The following is a 15,276-nucleotide window of genomic DNA, read 5'->3' on the forward strand; positions in this document are numbered from 1 at the left end:
AGATCCCTCGCTGCGCTCGGAATGAGAAGAGAACGTTTTGGAGCTGACGAGGATCTCACGGCTCACGAGAAACATTTTCCCAGAAAGCTAATTCGGCATCATGAATTCAAACGCTCTTGCCACGTAGGCCTTGAGGTTCTTGCGATCGACGACCGCGTCGAGCATGCCGTGCTTCAGCAGGAACTCCGAACGCTGAAAGCCCTCGGGTAGCTTCTGACGGATGGTCTGCTCGATGACGCGGGGGCCGGCGAAGCCGATGAGCGCGCCGGGCTCGGCGATGTTGAGGTCGCCGAGCATCGCGAAGCTGGCGGTGGTACCACCGGTGGTGGGGTCGGTAAGCACCGAAATAAACGGAACCTTGGCGGCTTCCATCCGCGCCAGTGCCGATGAGATTTTCGCCAACTGCATAAGGCTGATCACGCCTTCCATCATGCGGGCGCCGCCAGACGCCGAAACGATGATCAGCGGTGTTTTTTCGTCGGTGGCGCGTTCCACCGCGCGAGTAATAACTTCGCCCACAACGGAGCCCATGCTGCCGCCGATGAAGCTGTACTCCATTACGCTCGAGATCACCGGCCGCCCGTAGATCGTGCCCTTGGCGTTGATGATGGCATCGCTCAAACCGGTGTCTTTCTGCGCGCGCTTGAGGCGGCCGGCGTACGGTTTCAGATCGGTGAACTTCAGCGGATCGGTGGATTGAAGGTTGGTGTCGAAGGTCTCGTACTTGGCGTCGTCGTAGAGATAGCTGAGGCGGGTGCGCGCATCAATGCGGAAATGCTTATTGCACTTCGGGCAGACGTTGTAGTTCTCTTCAAGATCCTTCTTCCAGATGATCTGCCGGCACTGCTCGCACTTCACCCACAAGCCTTCGGTGCGGACCTTCTTCTCACCGGATGTATCGAGCTCAACGTTCTCGCGCTTGAACCAACTCATTGCCAGTTCCAATCTGCCCGCTTGGCTGCGGGTCGCAGTCTAATATTCGATGCCGCGTTGCGCCAGGATGCCTTTCTGATAGGCATGCTTTACCTCGCGCATTTCGGTAACCGTGTCGGCGAGTTCCACGATTGTCGGATGCGCATTGCGCCCCGTCAATATGACGTGCACCATTTCCGGCTTGCGCTTTAAAACGTCCGCAACCTTGTCCGGATCCAGCATCTTGTAGCTGATGGCGTAATTGATCTCGTCGAGAACGACAAGGTCCCAGTTACCGGAGAGGATGGCGTCGGCCGCTTGCTGCCACGCTTCTTCCACCATGCGGATGTCTTCGGGATCGGTCTCCGCGCCGCCGACTTTCACGAACCCGCGCCCCAACTGCTTCATGATGAACTTGTCGCCGAAGGCCTGCACGGCATCAAGCTCGCCATAGTGCCACGAGCCCTTAAGGAATTGCAGCATCAGCACCTTCATGCCATTCCCGACGGCACGCAGGGCAGTGCCCATGGCCGCGGTGGTCTTTCCCTTGCCGGGGCCCGTATTTACGATGATGAGACCTTTGCGAACGTCTGCCATAAAGGTTCACCCACGCAGGGCGAACCTCTGATTGTAAATGGCGGAGCGGGGATAGGCGAACGGGCAACGCCTTGCACTGCGGTAGCATATTCCGCATGGCTCACCAATTCTCGACTTCTTACCTCAAAGATTCCATCGCTCTCTTCCGCTACTACAAACAGCTCGGAGATCGTGCCATCGCGCAAGTCAGCGACGAGCACTTGGCCTCGACACTCGATCCCGAGATGAACTCCATCGCGCTGATCGTGAAACACTTGGCCGGCAACATGCGTTCGCGATGGACGGACTTCCTTACCACCGACGGCGAGAAGCCAGACCGTAACCGAGATAGCGAATTCGAAGCGGCGCCGCAGACACGCAAAGAGATCACGGCGATGTGGGAACAAGGCTGGGCGCTGGTCTTCGGTGCGCTTGAGCCTCTAACCGATGCCGACCTAACACGCACGGTAACGATTCGCCACGAGCCGCATTCGGTGATGCAGGCCATCAACCGGCAGATTGCGCACTACTCGTATCACGTGGGACAGATCGTATTTCTCGCGAAGCATTTCCAGTCGGATCAGTGGAAGTCACTGAGCGTTCCGCGCAATCGTTCGGCGGAATTTAACGAGAAGGTGAAGCGCGGCGAAGCCAGCCAGAGGTAAGGGAGTTGGAAATCTATAGGGATCTTTCGACTGCGAATCCGGAGTGTTTCCCGGATTCTCCGCTCAGGATGACAGAACAAAAAGATTAAAGGCAGGGACATTCCCTGCCTTGGTGCAAATCCCGAAATCCAGCGTTACTTCGATTTGTTGACTGCCTTCTTGAGTTCCACGCCCGGTGTGAACTTTGCTACTTTTCGTGCGGCGATCTTTATGACACTTCCCGTTTGCGGGTTGCGTCCATTGCGTGCGCGCCGCTGCGATACTGCGAAAGTTCCAAACCCCACCAACGTTACGCGCTCGCCCTTTTTCAGGGAGGTGGTAACGCCGTCGACCAAAGCGTCGATTGCTTCCGATGCACTGGTCTTGCTTATGCCCGAAGCTGCAGCGATCTTGTCCACAAGATCCGCTTTGTTCATGAAGCCTCCTCGCAGGGCCCCAGCCCCTTGGCAATTCAGGAGGGATTAGCCTTGCGCGGAGGTTTTTATCCCGCGTAGAAGGTGAAGTCAATAGGGCGAACGGCTTTTATTTTTCCATTCGCCCCATCGATCGAGAGTTCTAGGCGACCGCCGGAACTGGCTCCGGTGTGCCATTTTGCGCCACCGCGTTCTGGAAGACCCCGACATAAAGGCCGAGCCGCTCCCCAATCGAGATGAGGTGATTCTGGGCCTCAGCACTCAGGCATTCCGGTATCTGCGGCGCCCGCTGCAGCAGATCAAAGAACATGTTCTGCGCCCGCCACAGGTCGACGTCGAAGGGCACCATCTTGAGCAGGCTGAGTGCTTCATCGAACCGCGAAAGGTTCTTCAGGCTCAGATCGGATTCCAATGCCTCGCCGATGCGGTTAATCGTCTTCTTCAGGACGAACGCAAGCCCTTCAACATCGAGTTCGATGTTCTCCCGCTTAACGGTGCCGAGCAGGTCCTGGATTTCCCCGATGTTCAGGTTCGGCCCGGAGAACGCCGCGCGCAGCCGCGAGTTAAGCACGAACTCAGCCGTCACTCGCAGGATGTACGGCAAAGGGGCATGAATACTGCCCAGGAACTGCATCAGCGACGCGTGGTGCTCGTAAATTTGACGATAAGCGGTGTCGGCTTCGTTCAACGTTGAGCGCAATACCTGGTCCACAATGCGGCGCTGCTCATCGCGGAACAGCGACTTCAAGTTGTAGGTGGTGCTGTCGAAGTGCTTGTCGAACACACGCAGGACGGCCGCGATGTCGCCGCCAAGATAGGCCTCCTCCGTCTCACTGCGCAGTGCCTCGTATTCCTGTTCACCTTGGAAATAGCGCACTCCGGCGTTCACATTATGATCGCCGAAGTGGATCACGCCGAAAGTGGTATCGGCCTCTTCGAGCGTCACACGGGAACAGATCACCGCGCGACCCACGGCAGAACGGGTGCGTCCGGCAGCGCGCTGCTCGTGCTGCTTGAGGTTTACGTCGTAGGCGTAGATCGAGCTATGGGTGTTGTAGCCGTCGAACAGCGACGCAATCGCGTAATGCGCTCCAACGCTCAGCAGGTTCACCTGCGCGGGCTTCACTGAACGCTCATAAATGTCGCGACCGTTGCCGATTTCCTTGAGATTGCTGCGTGCCTGGGCGAGCTTCGCAAGGAAGTGCTGCTCGAAGCCGTTCCCGAAGAGGTCCTGCGCCAATTGCAACGCGCGTCCGGCATACATGATGACCTGCACGGTCTCGATGCCGGAGAGCTCATCGAAGAACCAGCCGCAACTGGTGTACATGAGCATCGCGTGACGCTGCATTTCGAGCAGCTTCAGCGCCTGCACGCGCTCTTCTTTACTCAGTTCGTGGGTTTGCTGCTTGGCGAAGAAACGGTCGAGGCTCGGCTTCGTACGATCGAGGATTACATCAACGTACTCGTCCCGTGCCTGGCAGGGGTTCTTCAGAAGTTTGCCGGCAGCTTCTTCGTAAGGCTTGTTGAGCCCATTGCGAAGTTCGTCGAGTGCGTTGCGCAACGGAGTGCGCCAATCCTGCGTCCATCCGGGCTTCATGCCGGAGTTGCATCCACAGTTGCTGCGCCAGCGTTCGATGCCATGCGCGCAGCTCCACGATGTGTTATTGACGATCTCCACTTCGTGCGTCGCCGGATTCTTCTCCAGGTACTCGCCGTAATTCGTGATCTTCGCGAGGTTGTTGCTCTCGATGTAATGCAGCGCATATGCGAGCGCCATTTCGCCGTGGCGATGGTGGTGCCCATAGGTCTCGCCATCGGTTGCGATGTGCATTAACTGAGACCAATCGCGGTTCTCACTGAATCCGCTGAGCAGCCGCTGGGCAAAGGTCTCGCCATTTGAGAGCAGCCCTTCGAACGCCACCGCGCGAGAGATTGGACCGTCGTAGAAGAACAGCGTGATCTGCTTACCGCTCGGAAGCTTGCAGAGATACGCGCGCGTAGGATCGATTTGCCCGCCCTGCACGCCCTTCCAGCGTCCGCCCGGACCGAGCTTGCGGACTTGCCCGGCCTGGTGCGGCGCCAGCACCGTGAACTTGATGCCCTGGTCCACCAACACTTCGAGACTCTCGACATCGACCGCGGCCTCCGGCAGCCACATTCCTTCCGGCGAGCGGCCAAAGCGCTTTTCGAAATCGTGAATGCCCCAGATGACCTGCGTCTGCTTGTCGCTGCGGTTCGCCAGCGGCAGGATCATGTGGTTATAGGCCTGCGCCATCGCATTGCCATGACCAGAGAAACGCTCCGCGCTTTGACGATCGGAATCGAGAATGCGCTGATAGATGTTCGGCGCTTTCTCCTCCATCCAACTCAACAACGTAGGTCCGAAGTTGAAACTGATGTGCCCGTAGTTGCTGTAGATCTCGTGAATGCGTCCGTTTGGGCCGAGAATACGCGCCGCCGAATTCGGCGCATAGCACTCCGCCGTAACCCGCTCATTCCAGTCGTGAAATGGATAGGCGGAGTCCTGCTGCTCGATGGCCTCAAGCCACGGGTTCTCTCGCGGCGGTTGATAAAAATGAGAATGAATACAGATGTAACGTTCCATAGGAGGGCACAGCGGTTCGTGAGTTTTAGATGCAAAAACCCATTGCGGGGATTAAGTGCCTGAAAACACAAAAATTGGCGGGCCGAAGCCCGCCGTCCGGAGAAGTGAAAGAAACAAAAGGAGAAACTAGTCGGCCGCCACGCCGCTCTTTTCGGGCGTTTCGCTAGCGTGGAACTGTTCGGCTTCCGTGGAGTGTTCGAGGGCCCGGGTCGAGGCCTTGCCGCTGGTGACCACGTTCTGCACCTGGTCGAAGTAGCCGGTGCCTACGAAGCGCTGGTGTTTCGCCGCTTCGTAACCCTCGGGCTCCAGTTGGAATTCCCGCTGCTGCAGGGCGGAATAGGCCGTCATGCCGCTCTGACGATAACCCGTGGCCAACTCGTACATGCTGAGGTTCAGCGCATGGAACCCCGCCAGGGTAATGAACTGGAACTTGTAACCCATTTCCGCGAGCGCCGGCTGGAAGCGCGCGATGTCTTCCTCCGACAATTTCTTCTTCCAGTTGAACGACGGAGAGCAGTTGTAAGCAAGCATCTTTCCCGGAAACTTCGCATGGATCGCCTCCGCGAAGCGCTGCGCCTCGCCGATGTTGGGTTCCGAAGTTTCGCACCAGATCAGGTCCGCATACGGTGCGTAGGCCAAGCCGCGCGCGATGGCGGAATCCAACCCGCCGCGAATGCAGAAGAAGCCTTCGCTGGTGCGCTCGCCGGTGCAGAACTCGCGATCGTAGGGATCGATGTCGCTGGTGAGCAGATGGGCGCTGTTCGCATCGGTACGCGCCAGGATCAGCGTCGGCACGCCGCAGATGTCGGCTGCCAAGCGAGCTGCGACCAGCTTCTGGATCGCTTCGCCGGTCGGTACCAGAACTTTGCCGCCGAGGTGCCCGCACTTCTTCGCCGAAGACAGTTGGTCCTCGAAGTGAACGCAGGCTGCTCCCGACTCGATCATCGCTTTCATCAACTCGAAGGCGTTGAGGTTGCCGCCGAAGCCGGCTTCGGCATCGGCGATCATCGGCGCGAGGAAATACATTCCATTCTTCCCCTCGGAGTGATGGATCTGATCGGCGCGCAACAGTGCGTTGTTCAATCGGCGCACAAGGTTCGGAACGCTATCTGCCGGATACAAGCTTTGGTCGGGATACATTTGGCCCGCGTCATTGGCGTCGCCCGCCACTTGCCAGCCCGAGACGTAGATCGCTTTCAATCCGGCTTTGACCATCTGCACCGCCTGGTTGCCGGTCAATGCACCGAGCGCCTGGGTGTATTTGTCTTCTTGAAGCAGCTTCCACAGCCGCTCTGCGCCGAGGCGCGCCAGCGTGTGGTCAATGCGAATGGTGCCGCGCAATCGCGCAACGTCTTCTGCGGTGTAAGGCCGGGTGATGCCCTTCCAGCGTGGGTTGGTCTCCCAGTCAAGGCGAAGCTGGGCAGTCGGGTTCTCCGTTGCCATAGGACTTCCTTTCAAATCGCGAATTTGAATTTGTGCACCCGCCTGCCCGGTTAGGCCTCGACGAACACGCACTGCGTTCGGGTTTTTGCGAAGTCGCGTTCCACCACAGCGGATACACGCTTCAAGGCTCTCGGCGCGCCGGTCTTCGTCGTGCCGTAAGCCACCGCGGGAACCTTTCGCCGATCGTCGGTCGCAAAGTTCGTCACGGTACCCCGTCCAAATCCGCACCAAAAGGGTCGAACGGAGGGGTGTTCCAACAGCTTTTAAAACTTGGCCTAGAACGGATCGAACTCGCCGTTCTTCACCATGGCTTCCGCGATCCGTCTTGCTTCGCGGAAGGTTTCGGGCGAGCCCAGGTCTTTTCCTGGCTTCGCGATTAGTTTTTCCAACTCCTCATCGAAGAGCCGGGTAACGAGTTCAGCAGTGTGCTCAACGGAGTGGCCGTCGTCGTCAGTAATCGGAACGACAGTCGAATGTTTCCTCCGTTGCGCAATCATCAGGCGATAGATGCGGTCCGTCGCCAGATCTTCCATGTAGCCATCCAGCAGGCTTGCGCCTTTGCCGTTCAGCACGCCATTGCGATAGCGAATCACGGTGCGTACCGCAGCGCGCGTGCCATTGAGCGTGCGCTTTCCTACGCCCTTCGGCGCCGGACGCAAATCCGGATACCGCTGGGCGTTCGCGCGCCGTGCGTGCAGTTGGTTCGGCTTCGGAAACTGGTCCACCGCGATCTGATTCTGATCGGGATGCCCTGTCCACGCGCCGTCCATCAGGCTGTTGGCTTCGTTCTTCTTGTCTTTGGCGAGCACGTCCAGAGCGCGCGCATTCAACTCCGCGTCTTCGCGGCTCGGATACAACGCGGTCATCCCGCCGATCGCCAGCGCTCCGCGCTTGTGGCAAATTTCCGGAATCAGCTCGCGCAAATTCTGGAAGAACAGCACATCGTGCGGAATCGCGTTGCGGTCCGGCAGCACAAACTCCGGATCCTCCAGATTGAAGTGAATCAGGCTCGCCATGTAATCCCAGCGGCCGAGATTCAACCCGAGAATGTGATCTCGCAGGTTGTAGAGAAATTCTTCCATCTGGTACGCCAGCGGATGCGACTCCACCAGCGCCATGCACTTGATGTAGCCCTTCGGCCAGCCGCGCAGGTCCTCGATCTTCTCGAACAGATCGCGCCACCATAGCGCTTCTTCCGCGCTCTCGCTCTTCGGAATGTAGATACAAAGGTTGTGCTTCACCTTGCTCGTATCCACCTGGTACGCCAGCGAACCGACGTCGAACAGCGAGGCCGACATCACCTCCGGCATTACGCCTGCCTGGTTCAAATGCATGCCACGAGCGCGCGTCCAGATGACGACGTTGCTCTCTTTGATCGCGACTTCCTTGCCACGCTTCTGGTCGTAGTACGTGAGCTCGCCGTGCAGCGCGCTCAGCACGTTCTTCATGCCGAGCTGCTGGTGGTCCCATTGATTGACGGTGGAGTCTTCCAGATCGAGCATCACCCCGGGCGCGCCGGAGTTCAACATCTTCCCTACGAGCTCCGCTTCGTCCGCCGGACCGGTCATCTGGTTGCGCTGGTCTTCGCACCACTTCGGCAACTCGATGCGCCAGTTACCCTGCGTGGCCTCCGAGGGCTGCATATGTTCCGGCAGCTCGGCCCGATGCGACGCTTCCAACACGCGTTTACGCTTCGCCACCAACTTTTGCTGTCGTGGCGTGAACTCGTGATGCAATGTTTCGAGGAATTCGTAGAGCCCGGGCGCGAGGTCGCGCTTCGGATTGAAGCCCGCCGGTGCGGTGTTCAGCTGGAACCCGACTGCGGTTGGTAAATTCGCCGTGGTAACCATATTTCCTCTTCGAAAAACAGCGGCCATCCGGTCGCGGCGAGAGCAATACAGATGCCCTGCTCTGTTTCCCGGTTGTCCTGCGGGAACACTGTTCCCCAGAAGGCTGCCCTTCTTCTTGAAACTTCAGTTGTGACTAAGTCTGTTGCTATGCGCTCTTTGACGCAGCAAACGCTTCAAACAGGTCTTTATCCGTCGCGCGAAGCCGCGTTAGTAAATCCACCCAGAGCGGCTGCAAAAACGGAATCTTGGCTATTTCGCGTTTGGCGGTCAGTGCCGCTTCCATCGCAATCGGTTTCGGTTCACTGCCCAGTGCCCGCGCTGCCGCGGCCACCGTCAAATTCCGCTGCACCATGCCCTCGAGCAGCATCATGGCGACGGCCGCCAGTTGCACATTCGGCCCGCGCGTAATCGCCCCGTGGTTCGGCAAAATGATCGCGCGATGGTCGCGCAGCGCATCCGCCATCGGCTTCACGCGCGCTTCGGTGGACGCCAATCCCTGGTAGTCCTCTTCAACAATGGCGATATCGCCCGCAAGAATGCAGCTCTCCTGGTCGTAAATCTCCGGCACTTTGCGAAACGCGCTATAGGTCACGGTCGCCGGAGGATGGGTATGCACCAGCGCCACCACGTCGGGAACGTGGCGGTGGATCACTCCGTGTAACAAGATCGTGTCGTTCACCCAGCCTTCGCCGTCAACGATCTTCCCGTTGAAGTCGCAGGTAAGAATGTCGATCGGCATCAGGGTCGCAAACGACGGTCCGAAGCGGTTGACCAGCATACGGTCTTCGCCTACTGCCACGCTGATGTGCCCGGCGTTGGCCACGCTCAGGCCGGCGCGATACAACGCACGCGCCGCGCAACAGATATCGAACTTTGGATTTTCGGACACGCTTCCTAACCCCTCGGAGGCTGACGATCATAACAACTTTTTCGGTGAAGAAAAGAAAAAAATGAATAGACATTCAGTGACAACAGTTGCAGAACTTCGTAACTGATTGATTCTTCGTCGTCACCGCCTCGCAGCAATTCTGCAATATTTTTGTCGCCGAAACCTGGTGGCTCAGTCCCAAAATGAAACTCAATTGGAAGTCCGGCGATCCCGACGGAATCCGCTCGCGATTACCAAAGTTCGTTAGTGCTTGCTTTGTCGCGTGACATACTTCTACCCACCCTACGTGGACAGGTTATGAACGTGCTGAGAATTCTGCCGCTGCTGCTGGCCCTGCCACTCGCAGCGCAGACGCAGACAGTCTGTGGCCCCGATCCATCGGCCGATAAGGACCCCAGCCTGGGCGACTTCGCACGCCAGCATCGCGCCGCGGCCTCGACGAAACACGCGACAGTGACGTTGAACGAAGAAGACCTGAAGCCAATTGGCCCGTTCCCCGACATCACGCTGGACGAGCAAGCCAACGACATCTCCATCGCAGCCGCCTATCGCGCCTACATCGAAATTCATACTCGGGTCGAGATAGATAACGCAGTCCACGATTGGTACGACCGCCAAGTCGCCGCCTACAACGCAAGGCGCGAAGAAGTCGCCCGCATTCAATCCGCACAGCAGGGCTCGATCCCCTACTACCCGCAGTACTACGCCGACGATCAATACGATCCGCAAAAAGCGCGCGAGCAGAACGCCCTCGCGCAGGCCGGCATGCAGGCTGACCAGCGCATCATTGGCCGCAATCAGCAGGAGATGTCGCGTATCACTTCAGCACTCCAGCGGCTGCGCTCCACCTTCGACCCCAAGGGCGGCCGCTACGATTGGTTCAACACCAGCCTGTACCAGCAGCGCTATTGATTCGTCCCCCGCGAGTAGAAGAAGAGTCGTGTCACGAATTTTTCACCACAAAGGTGGTGATTGCCCGCGAATCCCAAGTACAATCCTGCTACTTTCGTGGAGGATATTCTTGGATCGATTCCGTCGCCTACTCTTCATTTTGCTCACGTTCACTGGCGTTGCTCTCGCCGCCGTCGGCAGCAGCACCACCACAACTCTGAGCATAACCAGCGCCGGGGCACCGGTGGCTTACGTCTCCGCACCTTCCACGATCAAGCTCACGGCGACAGTGAAATCCTCCGCCTTGGCCGTTTTTCCCGGGCTGGTAAAGTTCTGCGATAAATCCATCAACGCTACCTGCAGCGGAAATGCGTTCCTGGGAACCGCGCAGCTCACGTCCTCCGGCAAAGCATCGCTCGCAACCCGTTTCGGATATGGCGCGCATTCTCTGCAGGCAATCTTCGTCGGCACGCGCTTCTACTTCAGTTCGCAGTCCAGCGCGGCTTCGTTCTCGCAGAAGTGGAAAACAGGAGCCTCGCTCTCGCACGTCAATTCCGTCGCTGGCGCAAAGCCTGGAACGTTTGACCTCTCTGTCACTTTGACGGGCTTACAAGCCGCAGCGCTGCCGGCTGCACCTACAGGCTCGATCTCGTTTCTTGATGCCAGCAACGGCAACGCGGTCGTAGCCACTGCACCGTTAGGCGGCGGTGCCGGGGGAACACTCACAGTTCGCCAGACCGACCAGCCTCTTGTCGGCGCGATGCCATGGTCCGCGATGACCGCCGACTTCAACAACGACGGCATCCCCGACGTTGCCGTGCACAACGGCGAAGGCACGCTCTCCATCCTCCTCGGAAATGGTGACGGAACCTTCCAGCCGCAAGCGAAAATTTCCGGGACGTTCATCCCCGAACCCCAAGCTCTCGCTATCGCTGATTTCAATTCGGATGGAAATGCGGACCTTGCATATGCCACCACGGTTGGCGTCTCCGGTGGATACTCAATCCTCTTCGGCAATGGCAATGGAACCTTCCAGGCACCTGTTACCACCCCCCTTCCGGGCGGCGGGACGTGGGGCTTGGCCGCGGCTGACTTCAATCGCGACGGCATTCCCGACCTCTTCGCGCTCCCACTCGGCCCCAGCGGTACACCCATTCCCAGCGGCTTCATGATCCTGATCGGAAATGGCGACGGATCCTTCGTTTCGTCAACCCAGCACCCGGAGATGGGCCTTGTAATGTCATTCGCGACCGCCGATTTCAACGGCGATGGCATTACCGATCTCGTCGTCGGCTACGGAACGTTCGGCAACACGCAACTCGGCGTCCTGCTCGGCAATGGCGATGGAACCTTCCAGGCACCCGCATCACCCGTTGCTTTGGGGAACTCGTATAGGTTTGCAACTGCCGATCTGAACCACGACGGGAAACTAGACTTGGTCGTCGCGGGGGCACAGTCTGCATCGGGCTACTACGGCGCTTATTCCTTACTCGGAAATGGCGACGGCTCGTTCCAAACCCCGGTTGCCATTGACACAACGTCCGTCTTTCCGGCTTCTCTCGCTGACTTCAACTTCGATGGCATCCCCGACGTCGTGATCGGACACACCGACTATCACGGCTCGATCGAAGTACGGCTCGGCAATGGAGACGGTTCATTCCGTGCAGGCGTCACGCTGCCCACCGGAGCCTACCCGGTTCAACTCCCGATCGTTGATCTCAACGGCGACGGCAAGCCCGACATCCTCGTGATTAATCAGGGATCGAACAACTCTCATCCCGAGCGGCTGAATGTCCTGCTGGACTGGTGGGGCAATCCGTCGAGTGTCACCGCGAGCAGCGTAACCATCACGGGCGCCGGCACCCACAACATCAAAGCGTCGTTCGCTGGCGACACCAATTACCGTCAGTCGACTTCGGCGACAACCGCTGTCACCGTACCCTAGGCCCTCCGCAGCGCAGTGCGGTGTCCTTACCGGCTGCGACGAACTGTGTAGCTCCCGTGTCTAGGCCCCAAAACCGCCGACACGGGAGCTTGAGGCGCCGGCAACGGGCCGTTCCATGCCGCAACCGGGAGGTCATCGACCGGGACCGGAAGAGTCATTGCGCTGATACCACTCGCGGACACTGCGAAGATAGTCTGTCCCGTCGAGTCTAGGGCGACCTGCGGTGCGGCGAAACTGGCTGAACCCGATTCCGTCTGCAACTCTTCAGGCGTCATAAGCCGGGCGCGCAGAGTACCGGTCTGCGTATCCCAGAATTCGATAGAGTCTCCCAATGCGACCACCAGCACGTTTCCTTTAGGGCCAAATACTGAGCCCAATACGAGAGAATCGTCTGCAGGGCTGAGCAGCGGACCTTCATTGAAATTGACGAGATGAAGTCCCGACTCAAAGAACCCTATAACGTCGCCTCCATTTGATTCCGCGAGGATCCCAGCGAAATGTGATCCGTCCGCTGAGACGGCCAAGTCAGACCAGAATTGAGCGCCAAACTGCGGCGTGCTCGTCGTTTTGTAGGTGGAGATGTCAGTTCGGTACGCCTGCCCTGTGGTGACACCGGTGTCAATGCCATAAATCACACTTCCGTCCGGCGGTGATGCGATCAGCCACCCTAGATAAGTTGGAATAACTTTCCCGGTTGATGTTGCGAGATCGATTTCAACAGGCGGCCTTCCGCCGAATACGGCCTTGTTCTCCTTGGTTATCACGACCCTGCCCCACGAGAACCCAGGGTTCGGCGTCGAGACCGAGAAGGTTTTCGATGGGTCGTCAGGGTTGACGACAGCGGCGTAGCCTGCGCTGGCGACAGCCACTAATCGGCTTCCATCCGGACTGAGCGCTATATATCCGTAGTTCGCAGAACCAGCGAATGCCGGCAGCGCAAACGGCGTGTTCCACGTCAGCGAGATCGGGTCCAGGACATCGATCTCGGAGGCCTTTAGGGCATAGAGCAAGTTGCGATGCGAATCGAAGAGCAGTTGCAACACTCCACTCGTCGCTACCACGTGCGCGGATGGGATGTATGAAACCGCGCCCTTGACCGTGCTCGATCCGTACGCGCTTGTCACAGTGACATCCGCGGTTGTGGAAGCGGAGAGCGTTGGTGGTTGCAGACGAACTCCTTGTAAGCTGCCCTTCGAAAGCGAAACCTGCTCAACGTTCGCGGCAGCTAGCCCGCCTACCGACACCGCCGGAACGGAGGATGCATCGGAGAAAAAACCAAAACCGAACGCATACAAAGATTGTTCTCCCACGGGAGATAAGAGGTTTGCGCTCACCGCAGCAGCCTTTGCCCCGTAGGAGAATGCAAATGGCAGCGTCCTGGAACTCCCTGCCGAATCGACGCACTCCACATCAACCGGGCCTGCTTGGGAAGACGCCGGCGCAGTCACTTGGGTGCCGTCTGCGGACACGGTTCCGGCCGCTCCAGCGAAGTAGAAGGAGTAGCCGGCAAAAAGACTGCTGTTAAACGTGGAATATGTCAGGCTCGCGTTCAGGCCTGCATTGGGCGGGTTCGGGAGGGGGCATTCCGGCCCGTCCAAGGTAGCGCCCGCTTCGGTCGGATTTGGAACCGGTGTCTGCGCTGTATCGATTACTTCGTATCCGCCATCGAATCCGACAAAGGCCCGTCCGACGCCGTCGATCGCGATTATCGTCGAGTAAACATCTGCTCTGTCTCCGAAAGCAGGTTGGTATCCGAGCGCCGTATAGGAGTTCGCATCGACCATCTCAAGCGAGACCGGGAAAATATTCTGCATGATGAGGCGGTTCCCGTCCGCAGTGAATCGCACGGTGGTGCCTGAATCCTGAAAAGCGGATGAATACGGTACTGTCGCGAGTACATTGAATGAGTGATCGAGGAAGGTGACTTGCGATGCGGAAGCGACAGCAATCTTGCTTCCGTCAGCGTTCAGCGCGTAACCCCGAACACCAAACGAATCGGCGGGCGGGTTGACCGTCGCCAGATCCACGACTGACGTAATACTGTCATCGTCCGAACTATACAAATAGAACTTGTCCACCGCGAAAGCCGCCCATTTGCGGTCCGCACTTCGAACCATGCTCTTCGTGGACCAACTCGAAGCTCCGTTCAGAGGGCCAAGTTCCGTATACGTGTTCTTCTTTGAATCCCACTTTATTAAGTGAGCGGCGCCATCTGCGCCACCTCCCGCGATTCCCATTTCCTGGGTCAGCAGAAAGACGATGCCATTGGCCATCGCCACAACGGATGGACAATTCAAGCTATAGGAGATACGCGGCAATGTCGGCAGCAGATGAATCGTCGCCTTGAGAGTATCTTCGTCCAGCGTGAAGAACTCTTGAGCAACCGTGCCGATAACGAGCGTCTTGCCGTCCGCCATTTGGTCAACGCTCCACGCCTGCGGTACCGAGACTCTCGCTTTGATCGTGAAATCAGAACCGGATATCACATCGACTTCACTCAACCCTGGATTCGCTGCGAAGAGTAACCCTCGAGTATCGTCGTAAAATCCGCGCCATAAAGTTCCACCTACAGAGTGGAATCGATCAGGACGTGCAGCCTTCGCCACGTTGATCTGCACGGGACTTGAAACTTTGACGGATCCTGCGACTGCCTCAATGTTTGCCGATTGCGCTCCGACTGTCGCTGAATCTGAGGCCGAGAAGGTCAGCTTCCCACTACTTCCCGTCTGAACAGACACCGATGTCGGCGAAACAGTCACCCCGGAAGAAAGACCGGTAGCGCTAACCGATACCGATCCGGAGTAGCCGCCCTTTCCCGTCACCGAGACAGTGACATCCTGTGTCGCTCCGCCCGGTGTCAGGTTCACTGTGGAAATGGAAAGGGAGACTGTGAAGCTCGGAGTTGAGCCACCACCGCCGCCACCCGCCGGAGGTTGCGTGTTGCCGCTTCCACCACCGCAATTTGCCAGGATAAGTAGAAAAGAAAGTATGCCCGCGAAGGAAAAGAGTCTTTGCACCGGAGCCCGCCCGATAGTTCAGAGTAGAAGCTGAATTGTTCTGCGCATGTGGGGCATTCCCATGAACGGC

The 15,276-nt window shown here is 58.2% G+C and carries 12 protein-coding genes; 3 read left to right on the top strand and 9 right to left on the bottom strand.

Annotated features, from left to right (window positions below):
* Window positions 1-87: 87 nt before the first annotated feature.
* Window positions 88-933, bottom strand: a complete 846-nt coding sequence (gene accD, locus ACID345_RS24480; protein ID WP_011525497.1) for an acetyl-CoA carboxylase, carboxyltransferase subunit beta — start codon at window positions 931-933, stop codon at window positions 88-90.
* 39 nt (window positions 934-972) lie between these two features.
* Window positions 973-1,509, bottom strand: a complete 537-nt coding sequence (gene cobO / locus ACID345_RS24485; RefSeq protein ID WP_011525498.1) for a cob(I)yrinic acid a,c-diamide adenosyltransferase — start codon at window positions 1,507-1,509, stop codon at window positions 973-975.
* Window positions 1,510-1,604: 95 nt separating this feature from the next.
* Here cobO and ACID345_RS24490 point away from each other — a divergent pair, with 95 nt between their 5' ends.
* Window positions 1,605-2,153: a DUF1572 domain-containing protein gene (locus ACID345_RS24490; RefSeq protein WP_011525499.1), complete on the top strand. Its 549-nt coding sequence runs from the start codon at window positions 1,605-1,607 to the stop codon at window positions 2,151-2,153.
* 134 nt (window positions 2,154-2,287) lie between these two features.
* Here the strand turns inward: ACID345_RS24490 and ACID345_RS24495 are convergent, their stop codons facing one another.
* From ACID345_RS24495 to ACID345_RS24515, 6 genes are all read right to left on the bottom strand, one after another.
* Window positions 2,288-2,569, bottom strand: coding sequence for an HU family DNA-binding protein (locus tag ACID345_RS24495; RefSeq protein ID WP_011525500.1), 282 nt, complete (start codon window positions 2,567-2,569; stop codon window positions 2,288-2,290).
* 139 nt (window positions 2,570-2,708) lie between these two features.
* Window positions 2,709-5,171, bottom strand: a complete 2,463-nt coding sequence (locus ACID345_RS24500) for a DUF3536 domain-containing protein (RefSeq protein ID WP_011525501.1) — start codon at window positions 5,169-5,171, stop codon at window positions 2,709-2,711.
* 126 nt (window positions 5,172-5,297) lie between these two features.
* A complete protein-coding gene (aceA, locus tag ACID345_RS24505) occupies window positions 5,298-6,614 on the bottom strand; it encodes an isocitrate lyase (RefSeq protein ID WP_011525502.1) in 1,317 nt (438 codons plus the stop codon).
* A 50-nt stretch (window positions 6,615-6,664) separates the two neighbouring features.
* The gene (locus ACID345_RS27150) at window positions 6,665-6,820 is read right to left on the bottom strand and encodes a hypothetical protein (RefSeq protein WP_187148908.1); all 156 of its coding nucleotides are present in this window, start codon (window positions 6,818-6,820) and stop codon (window positions 6,665-6,667) included.
* 69 nt (window positions 6,821-6,889) lie between these two features.
* On the bottom strand, window positions 6,890-8,464 hold the full coding sequence (locus ACID345_RS24510) for a malate synthase (RefSeq protein WP_011525503.1): 1,575 nt from the start codon (window positions 8,462-8,464) through the stop codon (window positions 6,890-6,892).
* 145 nt (window positions 8,465-8,609) lie between these two features.
* A complete protein-coding gene (locus tag ACID345_RS24515; RefSeq protein WP_011525504.1) occupies window positions 8,610-9,353 on the bottom strand; it encodes a class II aldolase/adducin family protein in 744 nt (247 codons plus the stop codon).
* 297 nt (window positions 9,354-9,650) lie between these two features.
* On the opposite strand from ACID345_RS24515, the gene ACID345_RS26745 reads away from it, so the two are divergent.
* Window positions 9,651-10,265, top strand: coding sequence for a hypothetical protein (locus ACID345_RS26745; RefSeq protein ID WP_011525505.1), 615 nt, complete (start codon window positions 9,651-9,653; stop codon window positions 10,263-10,265).
* Window positions 10,266-10,374: 109 nt separating this feature from the next.
* Complete coding sequence (locus tag ACID345_RS24525; protein ID WP_011525506.1) at window positions 10,375-12,189, top strand: FG-GAP-like repeat-containing protein; 1,815 nt, start codon at window positions 10,375-10,377, stop codon at window positions 12,187-12,189.
* Window positions 12,190-12,215: 26 nt separating this feature from the next.
* Here the strand turns inward: ACID345_RS24525 and ACID345_RS24530 are convergent, their stop codons facing one another.
* Window positions 12,216-15,206 carry a BACON domain-containing protein gene (locus ACID345_RS24530; RefSeq protein ID WP_011525507.1) on the bottom strand — a complete coding sequence of 997 codons (2,991 nt, stop codon included), beginning with the start codon at window positions 15,204-15,206 and terminating at the stop codon, window positions 12,216-12,218.
* Window positions 15,207-15,276 lie beyond the last annotated feature (70 nt).

The organism is Candidatus Koribacter versatilis Ellin345, assembly GCF_000014005.1.
GTDB lineage: Bacteria > Acidobacteriota > Terriglobia > Terriglobales > Acidobacteriaceae > Korobacter > Korobacter versatilis_A.